Origin of the sequence: Pseudomonas sp. Marseille-Q5117 (assembly GCF_946901175.1) — a bacterium.
Lineage (GTDB): Bacteria > Pseudomonadota > Gammaproteobacteria > Pseudomonadales > Pseudomonadaceae > Aquipseudomonas > Aquipseudomonas iranensis.
This window is the reverse complement of record NZ_CAMPPP010000025.1, coordinates 24963-44718: the sequence shown is the minus strand read 5'-3', so window position 1 is coordinate 44718 and position 19756 is coordinate 24963. Positions and strand designations below refer to the sequence as shown.

The following is a 19756-nucleotide window of genomic DNA, read 5'->3' as shown; positions in this document are numbered from 1 at the left end:
GGTCTTGGGTTTTGACGTGAAACCACGTCGGGCGGTTGCCCGCTGAGGATGTTCAAGCATGCTGCGATTGCTTCAAGCCGTTGCTTTGATCGGACTGCTGGTGCTCGGCCAGGATGCTGCGGCGCAGAAGCTGCGGCTGGCGTTCGATAACTGGCCGCCGTTTACCGACGATGCATTGGTCAACGGTGGACTGGCCACCGACATTGTCAGCACCGCACTGGCTCGCGCCGGTTATGCCAGCGGTTACGAGCAAGTGCCGTGGGCGCGCGCATTGCTGGGGATTGGCGAGGGGCGTTACGACGTGCTGGTCAATGCCTGGTACAACGACGAGCGCACGCAGATCGGCCAGTTTTCCGGTGAGTACCTGATCAACCGCATCCGCTTCCTCAAGCGCAAAGACGCACCCATTGAATACAACAGCCTCGAGCAATTGCACACCTATCCGATCGCGGTGGTGCGCGGCTATGCCTATTCCGTCCCGTTCGATGCCGACACGGCGATGCAGAAAGTGCCCGTGCACAACTTCGCCATGGGCGTGCGCATGCTCGCGGCGGATCGGGTCAAGCTGACGCTTGAGGATGAGTACGTAGCGAAGTATTACCTGGCCCGGGAATCGGCCAAGGTGCGCAATTCGGTGGAGTTTTTACCCAAACCGTTGAGTGAAAACAGCCTGCATATTCTGGTCAGCCTGAAGAATCCGCAGCATGAGCAGATCGTCGCCGGGTTTGACCGGGCGATTGCAGCGATGAAGGCTGACGGGACTTATGAGAAGTTATTGCGGCGGCATGGAATGTGAAGGGTGATCCGGCATTTTCTTTGTGGCTGATGACCTCTTCGCGAGCAGGCTCGCTCCCCCAATTTGAAATGCATACCCTGTGGGAGCGAGCCTGCTCGCGAACGCGTCGTCTCAGGCGCCGCTGATTTCGGCAGTGTCCTTAATCAAATGCGCCGCCAATGTCCGAAGCGGCCCCAACTGCCGGCAAATCAGCGCCAGCTGCGTCTGCACCAACCGCTGCCCTTCATCGATTTCATCCGGCATCTGTTCCAGCTCATTGGCCAGCGCTTCTTCTTCATCACTCTGAATTGCAATCGGCTGCTTGCTCGCAAGGCCTTGAGCGATTTCGTCGATGCTGGTCGCCAGTTTCACCCCGGCGCCTCCGATCAGATGCTCGCGCACATCCGCCGGCAGTTGCGTTTCACGGTGCGCACCGAGCCCGGACAGGTAACTGAGCAAAGTGTGCGACAGCACCAGGAAGCGGAAGCCGACATCCGCCTCCTTACGGAAATGCCCCGGCTCCATAAGCATGTTCGCCAGTGTCGTCGACAGCGCCGCATCGGCGTTATGCGCGTTGCGTCGGGCCAGGCGATAGGCGAGGTCGTCGCTCTTGCCGGCGGCGTATTGCTGCATGATCTGGCGCAGGTAGATGCTGTTGCAGGTCAGGGTGTTGGCCAGCACTTTGTTCAGGCGCCGACCCTGCCAGTCCGGCAGAAACAGGAACACCGCCAGACCCGCAATCAAACTGCCGAGCAAGGTATCGAACAACCGTGGCAGGAACAGCCCGTAGCCATCGCCGACCTGATTGAAGCAGAACAGCACCATGATCGTGATCGCCGCCGTCGCCAGGGTGTAGCGAGTGGTGCGATTGGTGAAGAACACCACGCCGGCAGCAATGGCGAAGCACGATTGCACTACCGGGTTGGGGAACAGATCGAACAGCGCCCAGGCCACCGTCAGGCCAATGGCCGTGCCGATGATCCGCTGGCCGAGTTTGCGCCGGGTGGCGCCGTAATTCGGCTGGCAGACGAACAGCGTGGTGAGAATGATCCAGTAGCCTTGCGACGGGTGGATCAGGTGCACCATGCCGTAGCCGATGCTCAGTGCCAGCGGCAGGCGCAGGGCATGGCGGAACAGCAGCGAGGTCGGCGTCAGTTGCGTGCGCAGGCGAATCCACACGTCCTTGAGATTGCGCGGTGAACGGTCGAGCAGGCTGCTGTCAGTGGCGTCCGCCAGAGCATCGGGGTTACTGGCGTCGCTGAGCAGGCGGTCGAGGGTGCCGAGGTTGGCCGCCAGGGCGCGCAGCGAGCGCAGCAGGCCGCGCCATGCCGGGTTGCTCTGGATGCGCAAGTGTTCGAGGGAGGCATGCAGGTCGTTCAGGGCTTCGGCGAAACTGGCGTCGTAGATGAACGGCTGGCGCATCTGGATTGACTCGGCCAAGGCCCGGCAGGCCTTGCCTTGCTGGCGCAGCAGGCGCTGGCAGCGGAACAGCACGTCGCTGTGGAAGAACGCCTCGGCCAGCGCGTTGTAAGGGTAGTGCGAAGAGCTGGCGCGTTCGTGAATGTCCTGCGCGAGGAAATACAGCTTCAGATAGCGGCTGACTTTCGAGCCGGGCCGACCGTTACCGACCCGGTGCAGGATGATTTCCTTGGCCGTGTTCAGTGCGGCGACCACCCGGCCATTCTGCTGCGCCAGTTCGAGGCGGCGGGCTTCGACGTCCATCTGCCGGATCGGCTCGAACAGCGAGGATTTCAGCTTCAGGTACAGGCCCAGTTCGCGGAACAGCCGCGCCAGACTCTGCTGCACCGGTTGATTGGAAAACAGCGCCTGCCACAGCACCGACAGCAGGCCGTACCACGCCGCGCCAGCGACCAGCAGCATCGGTTCATGCCAGAAATCGGTAACCGCGCCGCCGCGCTGATCGACGCCGATCATCGTGTACACCGAGAGAATCAGGGTCGCCGAGGCGATCGCACCGTATCGCTCGCCCAGCGCGCCGAGCATGGTCAGGCCGAAACTGGCCAGCGCCAGGGCCACGGCAAAAATGATCGGGTAGGGAAAGAGCAATTCCACCGACAGCGCGGCGATGCTGAAACACACCAGCGTCACCGCCAGAGCGTTGAGACGCCCCTGCCAACTGTCGTCGGTCTCGGCCAGGGCGCTGGCGATGATGCCGAGGAACAACGGGATCAGCAGGCCCATTTCATCCTGATACCAGCACAGCGCCATGCTGCCGGTCAGGGCGATGAATACCCGCACGCTGTAGCTGAATTTATCCAGCGCCCACAGGCGCCGCAAAGACTGACGAAACGAGGTCGAGGACATGAAGTGCGAAGGCCTTCCGAGGCGATGCCGCTAAATTGAGCCAGTAATGACGCCGACGCAATGGCGCCGAGCACATCTGACAGCAAAAAGTGTTCCTTTTACTTACACCATAAACCACTGTGGGAGCGAGCCTGCTCGCGAAAGCGGAGTGTCATTCAACATTGATGTCGACTGGTACACCGCATTCGCGAGCAGGCTCGCTCCCACAGGTTTTTGTATTTGGCCTTGAGTTAAGCGTACTGCGCCGCAGCGTAGCCCGAGGCCCAGGCCCATTGGAAATTGAAGCCGCCCAGATGCCCGGTGACGTCGAGCACTTCACCAATAAAGTACAGCCTCGGGCTTTTCAGCGACTCCATGGTCTTGGACGACACCTCGCGGGTGTCGACGCCGCCCAGGGTCACCTCAGCCGTGCGATAGCCTTCAGTCCCCGCCGGCACAACCTTCCAGCTGCCGAGTTTCTCGGCAATCTCCGCCAGTTCGGCGTGGGTGTACTGCTTCATCGGTTTGGAGACAAACCAGTTGTCCGCCAGCAGATTGGCCATCTTCTTGGTGAAGATCTCGCCAAGCAAAGTCTTCAGCTCGCTGTTCGGACGCTCGGCGACTTGCTGTTGCAACCAGCTCGCCGCGTCGTGATCCGGCAGCAGGTTGATCTCTACCGTATCGCCAGACTCCCAGAACGAGGAAATCTGCAGAATCGCCGGGCCGCTGAGGCCACGGTGAGTGAACAGAATGTTCTCGCGAAAGCTCTGCTCGTTGCAGCTGACCAGACAATCCACCGAGGTGCCGGACAGCTCTGTGCACAACTCTTTGAGCTGGTCGGTGATGGTGAACGGCACCAGACCGGCGCGGGTCGGCAGCAGTTCATGGCCGAACTGTTTGGCGACTTGATAACCGAAACCGGTGGCGCCCAGGGTCGGAATCGATAGCCCGCCGGTGGCGATCACCAGCGACTGGCACTGGACTTGGCCGAGGGTGGTGTCGAGCAGATAACCGCTGTCGGTTTTTTCGATGGTCTGGATCGAGGTGTCCAGGTGCAGCTCGACGCCGGCCTGATCGCACTCATCAAGGAGCATGCCGAGAATGTCGCTGGATTTGTTATCGCAGAACAGCTGGCCGAGTTTCTTCTCGTGGTACGGCACGCCGTGTTTGCCGACCAGGCCGATGAAATCCCACTGGGTGTAACGCGCCAGCGCCGATTTGCAGAAATGCGGGTTCTGCGAAAGGAAATTGCTCGGTTCGGTGTACATGTTGGTGAAATTGCAGCGGCCACCGCCGGACATGAGGATTTTCTTGCCGGCCTTGTTCGCGTGGTCGAGCAGCAACACCTGACGCCCGCGCCCGGCGGCGGTCAGGGCACACATCAAGCCGGCCGCGCCAGCGCCAATGATCACGACTTCGGTAGAGCGCAAAACGGTGTCCTCTTGGTGGGTCGCTACAAAACAAACTGTGGGAGCGAGCCTGCTCGCGAAAGCGTTGTGTCGTTCAACAATGATGTCGACTGACAGTTTGCATTCGCGAGCAGGCTCGCTCCCACAGGGGATCTCCTATGGATGGGAGATCGCTTACAGAATACGCACGCGCAACGAGCGGCCCTTGATCTTGCCGTCGTTCAGGCGCTGCAAGGCCTGCATGGCCACGGTGCGTTCAACGGCGACGTAGGCCTGGAAATCGAAGATCGCGATCTTGCCGACCTGCGCACCGGGAATGCCCGCTTCGCCGGTCAGTGCGCCAAGAATGTCGCCCGGGCGCACTTTGTCTTTACGGCCAGCGCCGATGCACAGGGTGGTCATCGGCGGTTGCAGCGGTGCCAGGCCCTGGGACTTGAGGTTGTCGATCTGATCCCAGTTCAGCGGCGCTTTCTGCAGTTGTTCGATGGCTTGCGCACGATGAGCTTCGGACGGCGCGACCAGGCTGATGGCGATGCCTTTCTCGCCCGCGCGACCGGTACGGCCGACGCGGTGAATGTGGATTTCCGAATCGCGCGCCAGCTCGACGTTGATCACCATGTCCAGCGCATCGATGTCCAGACCACGGGCTGCGACGTCGGTGGCGACCAGCACCGAGGTGCTGCGGTTGGCGAACATCGCCAGCACCTGATCGCGGTCACGCTGTTCCAGATCGCCGTGCAGGCCGACGGCGGAAATGCCTTTGGCGGTCAGGTGATCGACGGTTTCCTGCACTTGCTGCTTGGTGAAGCAGAACGCCACGCAGGACGCCGGACGGAAGTGGTGCAGGACTTTGGTCACCGCGCTCATGCGCTCTTCCGGAGAAATCTCGTAGAAGCGCTGCTCGATCTGCGTGTCGTCGTGGAAGGCTTCAGCCTTGACGGTCTGCGGATCGCGCATGAATTTCGAAGCCAGTTGCTTGATGCCCACCGGGTAGGTCGCGGAGAACAGCAGAGTTTGCCGGCGCTCCGGGGTCTTGATGATGATGTCTTCGATGGCGTCGTAGAAACCCATGTCGAGCATGCGGTCGGCTTCATCGAGGATCAGCGTGTTCAGGCCATCGAGCACCAGCGAACCCTTGCGCAAGTGCTGCTGAATGCGCCCCGGAGTGCCGACGATGATGTGCGCGCCGTGTTCCAGCGAAGCGATCTGCGGGCCGAACGACACGCCGCCGCACAGGGTCAGGACCTTGATGTTGTCTTCGGCGCGGGCCAGACGGCGGACTTCCTTGGCCACCTGGTCGGCCAGCTCGCGGGTCGGGCAGATCACCAGCGCCTGGCAACCGAAGTAGCGCGGGTTGATCGGGTTGAGCAGGCCGATGCCGAACGCGGCGGTCTTGCCGCTGCCGGTCTTGGCCTGGGCGATCAGGTCCATCCCCTTGAGGATCACCGGCAAGCTCTGCGCCTGGATTGGCGTCATCTGGGCATAACCGAGTGATTCGAGGTTAGCCAGCATGGCGGCGGACAGCGGCAGAGTATTAAAAGCGGTGGCGATGGTGGTCACGGGACTGGCCTGCAAAACAAAATGTCGCGCAGTGTAGCAGCCCCGTGCCCGTTTCCTCGACAGTTCTGGACGAACAGCGATTGAACCCGAGGCAGGGATTACCTGTGGCGAGGGGATTTATCTGTGGCGAGGGGATTTATCCCCGCTGGGGTGCGCAGCACCCCCAATACCTGCCACCTCAATTCATCAGGCTGACCGCATCCAACCTTTTTGGGGCTGCTGCGCAACCCAGCGGGGATAAATCCCCTCGCCACGGAAGTCCTTCAGCAGCCACAGATGTCCTCCAGCACAATCAGTGTTCGATGTGCTCCTGTGGCCGTTTCGCCCGGCGCCCGTCTTCCTTGGACAGCTGCGAGAAAATCGTCGCCGCCAGCATCGCCATCACGCCGACCGTGACGAAGGTCAGTTGGAACGCGCCGAGCACGGTTTCCACGCCATCGTTGCCGACCTTCGCAGTGAAGCCGCCGAGCAGCGCACCGGCGCAAGCCACGCCGAGGCTCAGCGACAACTGCGCTACCACCGACAGCAGACTGTTGCCGCTGCTGGCGCTGGCATCGTCGAGGTCGATCAGCGTCACCGTATTCATCGCGGTGAATTGCAGCGAGTTGATTGCACCCAGCACGGCTAGCAGGCACAGCAGCAGCCAGTACGGCGTCTGCTCGCTGACCAGGCCCATGCTCGCCAGCATGATCCCCAGCGCCAGCGTGTTGCCGGTGAGGACGATGCGATAGCCGAGGCGTTCGATCAGCGGCCGCGCGACCCACTTGGCGATCATCGCCGCAGCGGCCAGCGGCAACATGCTCATCCCCGCTTGCGACGGCGAATAGCCCAACGCCACTTGCAGCAGCAACGGCACCAGGAACGGCAAAGCGCCGCTGCCCAGTCGCGCGAACAGGTTGCCGAGAATGCCGACGGCGAAGGTGCGGGTCTTGAACAATGACGGCGCGAACAACGGGTTTTCGATGTGCCCGGCGCGCAGCCAGTACGCCGCCAGACAGGCCATGCCGGCGAACAGCAGCAACATCACCCGCAGGTGCGGCAGGTGCAGTTCACCAAGACCTTCCATGGCAATGGTGATGAGGATCATCGCCGCGCCGAACAGCAGAAAGCCGAGGCTATCGAAGCGCGTGCGCTCCGTGCCGCGCAGGTCGGGAATGAATTTCCACACCGCATAACAGCCGATCACCCCGACCGGCAGATTGATCAGGAAGATCCAGTGCCACGTCACGTATTCCACCATCCAGCCGCCCATGGTCGGGCCGATCAGCGGGCCGAGCAGGCCGGGAATGGTGATGAAACCCATGATCCGCACCAGTTCCGAGCGCGGGTAGGCACGCAGCACCACCAGTCGCCCGACCGGCAGCATCAGCGCACCGCCGAGGCCCTGAATCACCCGTGCACCGATGAGCATGCTCAGGCTGCTGGACAAAGCGCAGAGCAACGAGCCGAAGCTGAACAGCAGAATCGCGCCGAAGAAGATTTTCTTGGTGCCAAAGCGGTCGGCGATCCAGCCGGAGGCCGGGATCAGCAGGGCCACGGTGAGCATGTAGGCGATGATCACACCCTGCATGCGCAACGGGTCTTCGGCCAGATCGCTGGCCATGGCCGGCAGCGCGGTGTTGAGGATGGTCCCGTCGAGGGACTGCATGAAGAACGCAATGGCGACGACCCACGGCAACCAGCGGGCGGTGATGGCGTCGAGAGGCGGGCGGTTGGGCATGGAACCTCGTGTGGGTGGTTAATCCAGATTTTTGTTCAAACATGAAACCCTGTGGCGAGGGGATTTATCCCCGCCGGGGCGCGCAGCGGCCCCCAAAAAACGGGACTGCTGCGCAGTCCATCGGGGATAAATCCCCTCGCCACAGTTTCTATTCCAACAGGTGATCCCCTGTGTGCCGGGGATCTTTGTTTTACAGCGTTAGGGTCAACCGGCTGACCAGCGCCCCCGGCAACAGCGATGACGAGGTATTGCGCTGGCTGTAGGTACTCGCCGACAGGAGCAATTCACGCTCGGTAGTCAACGCTTCCAACTGCGAGCCGAGCAGGTTGTAGGCGCTGTCGTCGAAACGCATGGTGCTGACCGGCGCCTGGATTTCGCCGTTCTCGACCCAGAAGGTCGCGAAGCGGGTCATGCCGGTCATGCGCGCCGCCGGTTGATCCGAGTAGTTCAGGTACCACAGGTTGCTGATGTACAGCCCGGTGCCCAACTGCTTGAGGATCTGTTCTTGCGACAGATCACCGGCGGCCATGTTCAACGCACTGGGCATTTCGCCGCCGCCCGCACCGTTCGCCGCCAGACCATATTCCGCCGCGCTGCGCGAGCCGACCAGTTGATCACCGGCCCGGCCTTCGATGATCAGACGCAGATCGCTGCGCGGATATCCCTCGGCGGAAAACGCCGGACTCAGGGATTCGCTGACTTTCTCATCCAGCGACACCAGCGGACTGAACGCCTGATCGCCGACGTAGAGTTTCTGCAACGGACTGCTCTTGCTGGCGATTGATTGCGCCGAGAACCCGCCCCAACTGAGCATGCCCATAATTTCTTCCAGTGCCGCCGGTGCCAGATAGGCGCGGTACTGTCCCGGTGCCAAAGTGCGTAACGGTCGGCCGAGAAACTCCAGCTGTTCGCGGGCCTGGGCGAAACGCCGGGCGAAACCCTCGTCGCTCCAGTCGTGCCCGGCGTAGCTGGCCTTCACCGCTTCGCCGTTTTCGTGGAACAGGCTGAAGTCGAAGTTGAAACTGTTGGCTTCATGCCAGCCGAACGCGCCGGCGGAGCTGGCGAAACCGCGGCTGATCGGGCCGGCAGCATAGAAACCGACCAGATCGAGACCTTCAGCGGCGGCGCAGATTTGCCCGACGACATCTTCGGTGTCCGGCAGCGGATGCGCTTGTACGTGCGTGCTCTGCCAGCTGTTGTGATTGAGCAGCAGGTACGGATCCTGCGGCAGCAGCGGCAAGGTTTCGCGCAGTTGTTGCAAGCCTTCGGCGAGGCGTTGCAGATCGGCTTCCTGATCCCCGGACAAGGTGATCTGCAGGTCGGCGTGGCGACCGTCGTCGATCAGTTTCAGGCCGACGTTGGCCTGTTGCACTTGCCCGGCCTGGCGCACCTTGGCGTGATTGAAGCGCACGAACGCCGAGGCTTCGGCGGCGTAGCTGAGCGTGAACTGTTCCGGCTCGCGCACGCTGTCGCGCAGCCAGTTGACCATGACCTTGAAGGCGTCGGACTGACGCTTCGAAATGCTCATCAGGCGTCTCCCCCAAACACATCAATGTTGCTGAATACGCAGGCCGGCGAAGCGTGGCCGACGCGAATCACCTGGTTCGGTTCGCCCTTGCCGCAGTTCGGCGTGCCCAGCACCTTGACGGTGTTGGCATCGCCGACGGCGCGCAGGCTCTTCCAGAAGTGCGCGGAAATGGCCCGGTAGTTGGGATTTTTCACCACGCCTTTAAGTTCACCATGCTCGATCAACTGGCCCCATTCGCAGCCGAACTGGAATTTGTTGCGCGCATCGTCGATCGACCACGAGCGATTGGTGCTCATCAGAATGCCGTGCTCGATACCGCCGATCATCTGCTCCAGCGTCTGATCGCCCGGCTCGATGTTGAGGTTGGCCATGCGGTCGATCGGCGGCCGGTTCCAGCCGCAGGCGCGGCTGTTGGCAACGCCTTCGAGGCCGGCGCGATACTGCGACAGCGCCCCGCCCAATGGGCGCAGCAACAGGCCGTCGCGAATCAGGAATTGTTTGCTCGCCGCAGTGCCGTCGTCGTCATGGCCGTAGCTGGCAAGTTCTTCGGGGATGCCCGGGTCGAAGGTTACGTTGAGCAGGTTCGAGCCGTATTGCAGGCTGCCGAAATCGCTGGTCTTGACGAAACTGGTGCCGGCGTAATTGCGCTCATCGCCGAGGATGCGGTCGAGCTCCAGCGGGTGACCGATGGATTCATGGATCTGCAGCATCATCTGATCGGGCATCAGCAGCAGGTCGCGCGGGCCTTGCGGGGTGTTCGGCGCGAGCAGCAGTTGCAGGGCCTGGTCGGCGACTTGCGGACCGGCACCGACCAGGCCGCAGCGGCTGATGACATCAGCGCCACCCTGTTGGCCGAAGTTCTCGCGGCCGAGGCTGCGGGTCTGGCTGTCGTTGCCGTCGTAGGCGGTGACGTCGAGGCTCGGATAGACGAAGCGCTGGGCCTGGCGCAATTCGGCGCCGGCGCTGCTCAGGTAGATCTGCTCGACATGGGTGATGCCGATGCTCACCTGCCAATTGACCAGGCGTTCATCCTTGGGCACCGAGGCGGATTCCGCACCGAGCAGATCGAAGCATTCGCTCAGGGACGGGAAGGGCTGTTCGAGGTTGGGTGAAAAATAATCAGCGCGGTCACTGGAAAGCGTCTGCTCGCGCAGATCGAGCAAGGCGTGCGGCTTGAGCCGGCGGGCCTGTTGCTCGGCGCGCTCGAGGGCGGCTTGCAGGCCTTGTTGCGAGAGGTCATTGGTCGCCGCGTAGGCTTCGACGCCATTCACGCGCACGGTGAGCATTGCGCCTTCATCGCGGCTCAGGCTCGGCGGTTCGGCGACGTTCTTGCGCACCGACAGAAACTGCCCGGACTCGCGCACATACCGCAGGGAAAAAAATTCAGCGCCCGTGCGCAAGGCAGCAAAGCGCTGCTTGAGCTGGGGGTGGAAATTGAACATTCGAGAACCTCCTTGTAATGGAGTAGCGGCATGGCGACAGCGGGGAGGGGTGAAACGGTTACGCGAGGTCTAGAGTAGGCCTGCGTGGGGGTAGGATCAAGTGAAGAGGGGGTGTAGGGGAATTTACAGTGCAGCGGGGAATTGTGTGTTGCTGTGAGGGCCTCTTCGCGAGCAGGCTCGCTCCCACAGTTGAAATGCATTCCAATGTGGGAGCGAGCCTGCTCGCGAAGGTCGCGCCTCGGTATTACGTCTTACTGAGCCGCAGGGGTAATATCCCGCATCGGCTTGCCTTTGACCGGCGCGCCGTTCGCGACGTAATAAGCAGCGTTGCTGCGCGGCAGCGGCTTGCGGCCACGGATCCTGTCGGCGATTTTCTCGGCCATCATGATCGTCGGCGCGTTGAGGTTGCCGGTGGTGATGATCGGCATGATCGAGGCATCGACCACGCGCAGGCTCTGCATGCCGTGCACACGACCTTCGCCATCGACCACGGCCATCTCGTCGGTGCCCATCTTGCACGAGCAGGACGGGTGGAACGCGGTTTCGGCGTGTTCGCGGATGAACTTGTCGAGCTGCTCATCGGTTTGCACGTCGATGCCCGGGCTGATTTCGCGACCACGGAACGCGTCGAGGGCCGGCTGCTGCATGATTTCGCGGGTCAGGCGGATGCCGTCGCGAAATTCCTGCCAGTCCTGCTCGGTGGCCATGTAGTTGAACAGGATGCTCGGGTGCTGGCGCGGATCCTTGGATTTGACCTGGATGCGGCCACGGCTCGGCGAGCGCATGGAACCCATGTGCGCCTGGAAACCGTGCTCTTTCACACCGTTGCTGCCGTTGTAGTTAATCGCCACCGGCAGGAAGTGGTACTGGATGTTCGGCCACTCGAATTCCGGACGCGAACGAATGAAACCGCCGGCCTCGAACTGGTTGCTGGCGCCGATGCCGGTGCCGTTGAACAGCCACTCGGCACCGATCGCCGGCTGGTTGTACCAGAGCAGCGACGGATACAGCGAAACCGGTTGGGTGCAGGCGTATTGCAGGTACAGCTCAAGGTGATCCTGCAGGTTTTCACCGACGCCCGGCAGATCGTGGACCACCGGGATGTCGAGACTTTCCAGCAATTTCGCCGGGCCGACACCGGAGCGCTGCAGAATCTGCGGCGAAGCGATGGCGCCGGAGCACAGCAGGACTTCCTTGCGCGCCTTGGCTTCAACACGTTCTTCAGCGTCGCCGATCAGGTAACGCACGCCGACCGCGCGCTTGCCTTCAAAGAGAATCTTGTCGGTCAGGGCGTGGGTGACGATGGTCAGGGTCGAACGCTTCTTGGCGATGTCGAGGTAGCCACGGGCGGTGGAAGCACGGCGGCCGTTCGGCGTCACGGTGCGGTCCATCGGGCCGAAGCCTTCCTGCTGGTAACCGTTGAGGTCTTCGGTACGCGGGTAACCGGCCTGCACGCCGGCTTCAACCATGGCGTGGAACAGCGGGTTGTTGCCGGCTTTCGGCGTGGTCACGCTGACCGGGCCGTCGCCACCGTGGTAATCGTTCGGGCCGATGTCACGGGTTTCGGCTTTGCGGAAGTACGGCAGGCAATCGAGGTACGACCAGTCTTCCAGGCCCGGCAGTTTCGCCCAGCCGTCGTAGTCCATGGCGTTGCCACGGATGTAGCACATGCCGTTGATCAGCGAAGAGCCGCCGAGGCCTTTGCCGCGACCGCATTCCATCCGGCGCCCGTCCATGTGTGGCTCTGGATCGGTTTCGTAGGCCCAGTTGTAACGACGACCCTGCAGCGGGAACGCCAGCGCAGCGGGCATTTGGGTACGGAAGTCGAGGCGGTAGTCCGGCCCCCCGGCTTCGAGCAACAGAACGGTGACGCCTTCGTCTTCAGTCAGACGGGTCGCCAGGGTGTTACCGGCCGAGCCGGCACCGATGATGATGTAATCGAATTCTTGGGACATTGAATGCACCCTCTTTGAAGTTGGTCAGGTCAACTGTGACCGCGCACCTGTGGCGAGGGGATTTATCCCCGTTCGGCTGCGCAGCAGTCGCAGAGTCGGCGACTGGTTCTGTCTGGAGAATTGCAGTGTCTGGAGGGGGGCCGCTTCGCAGCCCGACGGGGATGAATCCCCTCGCCACAATGGCCCCACCCGGACTCTGAGTCTGATCAGAACACCGAGACGTAATCGCCCAGCTCGACCTGTACCGATTTGATGCGGGTGAAGTTGTTCAGCGAGCTGATCCCGTTCTCACGGCCAACACCCGACTGCTTGTAGCCGCCGACCGGCATTTTTGCGTCGGACTCGCCCCAGGCGTTGATCCAGCAGATACCGGCTTCCAGTTGATGGATCACGCGGTGCGCGCGGTTCAGGTCTTTGGTAACGATACCGGCGGCCAGGCCGAAGTCGGTGTCGTTGGCACGGCGGATCACTTCTTCTTCGGTTTCGTAGGAGAGGATCGCCATCACCGGGCCGAAGATCTCTTCGCGCACGATGGTCATGTCGTCGGTGCAGTCGGTGAACACGGTTGGCGCAACGAACGCGCCTTTGGCGAATTCGCCGTCGGTCAGTCGACCGCCGCCGCACAGCACGCGTGCGCCTTCTTCTTTACCCTTGGCGATGTAAGCCAACACGCTTTCCATGTGCGGGAAGCTGACCAGCGGGCCGAAGTTGGTGTTTTCGTCTTCCGGGTTGCCAACGCGGATGCGCGCAACGCGCTCAACGATCTTGGCCTCGAACGCGGCTTTCAGATGCGCCGGTACGAATACGCGAGTGCCGTTGGTGCAGACCTGACCGGAGCTGTAGAAGTTGGCCATCATCGCCGTGTCGGCGGCGCGATCGAGATCGGCGTCGTCGCAGATGATCAGCGGCGACTTGCCGCCCAGTTCCATGGTCACGTCCTTGAGCGACGAAGCCGAGGCGCTGGCCATGACTTTCTTGCCGGTGTCGGTGCCACCGGTGAAGGAGATTTTTTCGATGCGCGGGTGCTCGGTCAGCCAGGTGCCGACTTCGCGGCCGCTGCCGGTCAGGACGTTGAACACGCCGTTCGGCACGCCGGCTTCGGTGTAGATCTCAGCCAGTTTCAGAGTGGTCAGCGAGGTGACTTCGCTTGGCTTGAAGATCATCGCGTTACCGGCCGCCAGGGCTGGAGCGGATTTCCACAGGGCGATCTGGATCGGGTAGTTCCACGCGCCGATACCGGCGACCACGCCCAGCGGCTCGCGACGGGTGTAAACGAACGAGGTGTCACGCAGCGGGATCTGCTCGCCTTCGATGGCGGGCACCAGGCCTGCGTAGTATTCCAGCACGTCAGCGCCGGTGACGATGTCGACGTACTTGGTTTCGGAGAAGGATTTGCCGGTGTCCAGGGTTTCCAGCGCGGCCAGCTCATCGTTGCGCTCGCGCAGGATGTCGACGGCGCGGCGCAGGATGCGCGAACGCTCCATGGCGGTCATCGCGGCCCAGATTTTCTGGCCCTTTTCGGCGCTGACCACGGCGCGCTCGACGTCGTCTTTGGTCGCACGTTGCACCAGTGCGAGGACTTCACCGTTCGCCGGGTTGATGGCTTCGAAGGTGGCGTCGCTGCCGGCGTCGGTGTACGCGCCATCGATGTAGAGTTTTTGCAGTTCGAAACGGGCCATAGTGTCCTCGCAAGTGCATTGGTGGTTGGCGTTGACCACCGCGATCACGCTGCGGTGGAGTTCAGGGGCCGAGCATATTCTGTGTGCTCTAGCTCACCTTCTTGGCCAATTGGAAATCCATGTATTCGTAAGCGATCTGTTGCGCCTGCGCCGTGTCGAAAGCGTCTCCCGACAGCGCGCCGCGCAACCACAAGCCGTCAATCAACGCTGCCAGACCCCGGGCGGCGCTGCGCGCATCTTCGAGCGGCAGCACACGGCGGAACTGGCAGCACAGGTTGGAATACAGACGGTGATCGTTGATCCGCTGCAACCTGTGCAAAGACGGCTGGTGCATGCTGGTGGCCCAGAAGGCCAGCCAGGTTTTCATTGCCGGGCCATTGACCTGGCTGGCGTCGAAGTTGCCTTCGATGATCACCTGCAGATGCGCCCGTGGGCTGTCATCGGCCAGCGCCTGACGGCGAGCGGTGACGCTCTCGCTGAGGGCGGTCATCAGGTACCGCATCGTGGCGGCGATCAGGCCGTTCTTGTCCTGAAAGTAATGACTGATGATGCCATTCGAGACACCGGCCAAACGGGCGATCAGCGCAATGCTGGCGTCCCCCATTCCGACCTGATCGACCGCTTGCAAAGTGGCTTCGATCAATTGTTGGCGGCGGATGGGTTGCATACCGACCTTGGGCATCTTGCACATCTCCTTAGGCCTTCCGAGGGGCGAATGACGCCGATCGGATTGAGGGCCAGTCTATTTTGTTTTGATTGAACGTTCAATCAACAAAGAATAAGATCTGCGACAATTCGTCGCTGCCTACAGAAAATTCCTACGCGTAATGACGATAAAAACCGACACCTGAAACGGCTCGAAACCTGCGTGGGGCATGGCGCGGTTCGCGATTCGAAGGACGTGTTGAAAGGGCAAGACGCTCGGGGCCAGGTTTCGGATGAACGTCCGTCGCCTCTGGCCACGAAAGCGAATACGCAACGCCATTTCGGCAGGTTCGGGCTTTTTTCGGAGTGTCTTTATATCACCCGCCGGTCGGCTGCCAACTAACCGATTGGTCGGGTTCCGTGATGCCTTGTGTTCTTCTCTCGCACTGCCTGGAGCATTTGTGCCATGAGTTCTGCCTCGCTAATAAAGACCCCGCCCGAGAAGGTGACGGTCAACGGTTGGGTGTTCTACACCTCGACCGCGCTGATTCTGTTGTTGACCGCCATTCTGATCATCGCCCCGCAAGAGGCCGGCAGAATGTTGGGCATGGCCCAGGCCTGGTTGTCGCGCAGCTTCGGCTGGTACTACATGGTGGTGATCGCCGCCTACCTGGTGTTCGTGGTCGGTCTGGCGTTTTCCTCGTACGGCAAACTCAAACTGGGCAGCAAGGACGACACCCCGGATTTCAGTTACGGCGCCTGGGCGGGGATGCTGTTCTCCTCGGGCATCGGCATTTCGCTGTTGTACTTCGGCGCGTCCGAGCCGCTGGATCACTACTTCAATCCGCCGGAAGGCACCTCGGCCACCAACATGGCCGCGCGTCAGGCAGTGCAACTGACCTTCCTGCACTGGGGCCTGCACGGCTGGGCAATTTACGCTTTGGTCGGCCTGGCCGTGGCGTATTTCGCCTATCGGCATAACCAGCCGCTGGCGCTGCGTTCGGCGCTGTATCCATTGGTCGGCGAGCGTTGGGTCAAAGGCGCTGCCGGTCACGCGGTGGACGGCTTCGGCATGTTCGTGACCCTGCTGGGTCTGGTGACCAACCTGGGGATTGGCTCGCTGCAAGTGTCGTCCGGGCTGGAAAACCTGTTCGGCATGGAGCACAGCAACACCAACCTGCTGATCGTCATCATCGTCATGAGCACAGTAGCGACCATCGCCGCTGTGTCGGGTGTGGAAAACGGCATCCGTCGTCTGTCCAACCTGAACATCGTGCTGTTCAGCGGCCTGCTGATTTTCGTCCTGCTGTTCGGCCCGACCCTGCACCTGCTCAACGGTTTCGTGCAGAACATCGGTGACTACCTCAACGGCGTGGTGCTGAAGACCTTCGACCTGTACGTCTATGAAGGCGACAGCGCCAAGTCCGACCGCTGGCTGGGCCTGTGGACGCTGTTCTACTGGGCGTGGTGGATTTCCTGGGCGCCATTCGTGGGCATGTTCATTGCGCGGATTTCCCGTGGTCGCAGCGTGCGTGAGCTGGTTGCTGGCGTGCTGCTGATTCCGCTGGGCTTCACCTTGGCGTGGCTGTCGATCTTCGGCAACTCGGCGCTGGATCTGGTGATGAATCAGGGCGCGGTGGAGCTGGGCAAGACGGCGCTGGAACAGCCGTCGATGGCGATCTATCAGTTGCTTGAGCATTACCCGGCGTCGAAAGTCGTGATTGGTGTGTCGATCTTCGTCGGCTTCGTGCTGTTCCTGACCCCGGCCGACTCCGGCGCGGTAATGATGGCGAATCTTTCCTGCAAAGGCGGCAACGTCGATGAAGACGCGCCGCACTGGCTGCGGATCTTCTGGTCGGTGGTGATCACCCTGGTGACCATCGGCCTGCTGTTCGCCGGCAACTTCGAAGCCATGCAGACCATGGTCGTGCTGGCCGGCCTGCCGTTCTCGGTGGTGCTGATCTGCTTCATGTTCGGCCTGCACAAGGCGATGCGCCAGGACGTGCAGATCGAGCAGGAGCAAGCGCAACTGGCCGAGCGCGGACGCCGTGGTTTCAGCGAGCGCCTGACGCAACTGGATCTGCAGCCGAGCCAATCGGTGGTGCAGCGCTTCATGGACAAACACGTCACCCCGGCGCTGGAAGATGCAGCGGCGCAATTGCGCAATCAGGGCATTGAAGTGCAGACGCTGCTGGGCAAGGCCAAGCGCTGCATGGGCGTGCGGGTCGAGATGGAAGAGGGCAACCCTTTCGTTTACGAAGTGAGCCTGGATGGTTATCTGGCGACTCCAACTGAGTCGGCGCAATCGGATGAGGCGCGTCAGCGTTATTATCGGGCTGAGGTGTATCTGCACAACGGCAGCCAGGATTATGACTTGATGGGCTTTACCCCGGAGCAGATTACGCGGGATGTGCTGGATCAGTTTGAAAGCCATCGGCAGCTTCTTGGCCGGGTGTACAGCTAAACAGCTAAAACAAAAGGGGCTCGATTGAGCCCCTTTTGCATGATCGTTCCCACGCTCTGCGTGGGAATGCATCAATGGACGCTCTGCGTCCGCTGTTGTGGGACGCGGAGCGTCCCGGGCTGCATTCCCACGCGGAGCGTGGGAACGATCACGCCGCGATCGTCTCGCGGCGTTTTGTGTCTGCGGGGTTTACCCCAGATTCTTGCCCAACAACGCGTGATACAACTCGCTGTCGCCGAGAATCCCCACCACATGATTGTTATCGTGCAGCACCAGCTTGTTGCCGGTCTGATAACGGATCTGCAGCGCATCACGCATGCCGATGTTCGAGTCCACCAGCGTTGGCTTGCGCTCCAGGCCTTCCACTGCTTGCCCCGGTGCCCAGTTCTGCAGATTCAGCACCGAGCCGTTCTGCCGCGCGCCTTTGATGGTGTTGCCTTCGGCCAGGTCCAGCCACGAGTCGCCGCCAGGATCCAGGCACACCGAGCCGTTGATGCGTTTGCACTTGTCCAGCGTGCGCATCAGGCTGCGGCCGCAGAGCACGTTGAGCGGGTTGGTGTGGGCGACGAAGGTGCGCACATAGTCGTCCGCCGGGTTGAGGACGATTTCTTCCGGCACGCTGTACTGGATGATCCGGCCGTCTTTCATGATCGCGATGCGGCTCCCGAGTTTGAGAGCTTCATCAAGGTCGTGGCTGACAAACACAATGGTCTTGCTCAGCTTGCGTTGCAGTTCCAGCAATTCGTCTTGCAGGCCCTGGCGGATCAGCGGGTCGAGAGCCGAGAACGGTTCGTCCATCAGCAGAATGTCGGCGTCCATGGCCAGCGCGCGTGCGAGGCCGACGCGCTGCTGCATGCCGCCGGAGAGTTCGTCCGGCTTCTTGTTGCGCCATTGGGTCAGGCCGACCAGTTCGAGTTTTTCGTCGACCAGTTTTTTGCGTTCCTTCTCCGGTCGACCCTGCATTTCCAGACCGAAACTGATGTTCTCGCGCACCGTCAGCCACGGCATCAGGGCGAACTTCTGGAACACCATGGCAATGCGCTTGGTGCGCATCATCTTCAGTTCGGCGGGCGTGCAGGACGCGATGTCGATCTGGCGGTTTTCATGCTCGACGAATAGCTTGCCGCGGCTCACGGTGTTGAGGCCGTTGATGCAGCGCAGCAGGCTCGACTTGCCCGATCCGGACAGGCCCATCAGCACGCAGATCTCGCCTTTGTTGATGTCCAGCGTGGCTTTTTCCACGCCGACGATCTGACCGGTCTTCTTCAGGATCTCGTTGCGGGTCATGCCCTGATCGAGCAGCTTGAGTGCCTCGCGCGGGTCCTTGGAGAAGATTACGTCGACGTCTTCGAAGCGAATTATGCTCATGCGTCACCCCCTACTTTGGCGTCGGGTTGTTTGCAGATACGGTCGAGCATGATCGCCAGCAGTACGATTGCCAGGCCTGCTTCGAAGCCCAGCGCAATATCAGCAGTGTTCAGTGCGTTGACCACCGGTTTGCCGAGTCCGTCGGCGCCGACCAGTGCCGCGATCACCACCATCGACAGCGACAGCATGATGCACTGGGTGATGCCGGCCGCGATGCTCGGCATGGCGTGCGGCAGCTCGATCCTCGAGAGCAATTGGCGACGCGAGCAGCCGAAGGCCTTGCCGGCGTCCATCAGTTCTTGCGGGACATCGCGGATGCCCAGGTAGGTCAGGCGGATCGGCGCCGCGATGGCGAAGACCACCGTGGAGATCAGGCCCGGAACCACACCCAGCCCGAAGAGGGTCAGGGTAGGAATGAGGTAAACGAAGGTCGGTACGGTCTGCATCAGATCGAGCACCGGCCGCATCATGGTGTAGAACATCGGTTTGTGCGCGGCGACGATGCCCAGCGGCACGCCGATCAACACGCAGACCAGGGTGGCGAACAGCACCTGGGCGAGGGTTTCCATGGTTTCCTGCCAGTAACCCAGGTTGAGGATCAGCAGGAACGAGGCGACCACGAACGCGGTCAGGCCCCACTTGCGTTGAATCAGATGAGCGATGATGGCAATCAGGCCAATCAGCACCAACGGGTTGAACCAGGTCAGCGCAAACGTCACGCCGTGGATCATCGTTTCCAGTGTCACGGCGATTGCGTCGAAGGTGTTGGCGCCGTGTTGCGTCAACCATTCGACGAAGCCCGCGATGTACTGGCCTAAAGGTATTTTCTGATCAATCAGCATGGTAGTGAACGTCCGCATGCAAGGAAATTAACAGCCCGGGCAGGCACGCCTGCCCGGCATAAGCG

13 protein-coding genes are annotated in these 19756 nt (G+C 61.5%); 2 read left to right on the top strand and 11 right to left on the bottom strand.

The window, feature by feature from the left end:
* The first annotated feature begins 58 nt into the window (after positions 1-58).
* Positions 59-796, top strand: a complete 738-nt coding sequence (locus OC605_RS26850) for a substrate-binding periplasmic protein (protein ID WP_186568939.1) — start codon at positions 59-61, stop codon at positions 794-796.
* Positions 797-907: 111 nt separating this feature from the next.
* Here the strand turns inward: OC605_RS26850 and yccS are convergent, their stop codons facing one another.
* The 9 genes from yccS to betI all read right to left on the bottom strand — a co-directional run bounded on the left by yccS (position 908) and on the right by betI (position 15054).
* Complete coding sequence (yccS, locus tag OC605_RS26845) at positions 908-3100, bottom strand: YccS family putative transporter (RefSeq protein ID WP_262140368.1); 2193 nt, start codon at positions 3098-3100, stop codon at positions 908-910.
* A gap of 230 nt (positions 3101-3330) precedes the next feature.
* Entirely contained in the window at positions 3331-4509 is a 1179-nt protein-coding gene (locus OC605_RS26840; RefSeq protein WP_262140367.1) for an NAD(P)/FAD-dependent oxidoreductase, read from the bottom strand.
* A 153-nt stretch (positions 4510-4662) separates the two neighbouring features.
* Positions 4663-6048 (bottom strand): ATP-dependent RNA helicase DbpA, encoded by a 1386-nt coding sequence (gene dbpA, locus OC605_RS26835; protein WP_024014613.1) that lies wholly within the window; start codon positions 6046-6048, stop codon positions 4663-4665.
* Between the two features lie 292 nt (positions 6049-6340).
* Positions 6341-7768, bottom strand: coding sequence for a multidrug transporter subunit MdtD (mdtD, locus tag OC605_RS26830; protein ID WP_042606617.1), 1428 nt, complete (start codon positions 7766-7768; stop codon positions 6341-6343).
* A gap of 190 nt (positions 7769-7958) precedes the next feature.
* The gene (locus OC605_RS26825; RefSeq protein WP_130900721.1) at positions 7959-9296 is read right to left on the bottom strand and encodes a TldD/PmbA family protein; all 1338 of its coding nucleotides are present in this window, start codon (positions 9294-9296) and stop codon (positions 7959-7961) included.
* On the bottom strand, positions 9296-10738 hold the full coding sequence (locus OC605_RS26820) for a TldD/PmbA family protein (RefSeq protein WP_262140366.1): 1443 nt from the start codon (positions 10736-10738) through the stop codon (positions 9296-9298). The genes OC605_RS26825 and OC605_RS26820 overlap by 1 nt, the downstream gene beginning before the upstream one ends.
* Positions 10739-10989: 251 nt before the next feature.
* On the bottom strand, positions 10990-12693 hold the full coding sequence (betA, locus tag OC605_RS26815) for a choline dehydrogenase (protein WP_186568934.1): 1704 nt from the start codon (positions 12691-12693) through the stop codon (positions 10990-10992).
* Positions 12694-12899: 206 nt separating this feature from the next.
* Entirely contained in the window at positions 12900-14372 is a 1473-nt protein-coding gene (betB, locus tag OC605_RS26810; protein WP_024014608.1) for a betaine-aldehyde dehydrogenase, read from the bottom strand.
* Positions 14373-14460: 88 nt separating this feature from the next.
* Positions 14461-15054, bottom strand: a complete 594-nt coding sequence (betI, locus tag OC605_RS26805; RefSeq protein ID WP_008085771.1) for a transcriptional regulator BetI — start codon at positions 15052-15054, stop codon at positions 14461-14463.
* A 486-nt stretch (positions 15055-15540) separates the two neighbouring features.
* Here betI and OC605_RS26800 point away from each other — a divergent pair, with 486 nt between their 5' ends.
* Complete coding sequence (locus OC605_RS26800) at positions 15541-17481, top strand: BCCT family transporter (protein ID WP_223630511.1); 1941 nt, start codon at positions 15541-15543, stop codon at positions 17479-17481.
* A 189-nt stretch (positions 17482-17670) separates the two neighbouring features.
* Here the strand turns inward: OC605_RS26800 and choV are convergent, their stop codons facing one another.
* Together choV and choW are read right to left on the bottom strand one after the other, a co-directional pair.
* Positions 17671-18849 (bottom strand): choline ABC transporter ATP-binding protein, encoded by a 1179-nt coding sequence (gene choV / locus OC605_RS26795; protein WP_016772804.1) that lies wholly within the window; start codon positions 18847-18849, stop codon positions 17671-17673.
* Positions 18846-19691, bottom strand: coding sequence for a choline ABC transporter permease subunit (choW, locus tag OC605_RS26790; protein WP_016772805.1), 846 nt, complete (start codon positions 19689-19691; stop codon positions 18846-18848). The genes choV and choW overlap by 4 nt, the downstream gene beginning before the upstream one ends.
* Between the last annotated feature and the right edge of the window lie 65 nt (positions 19692-19756).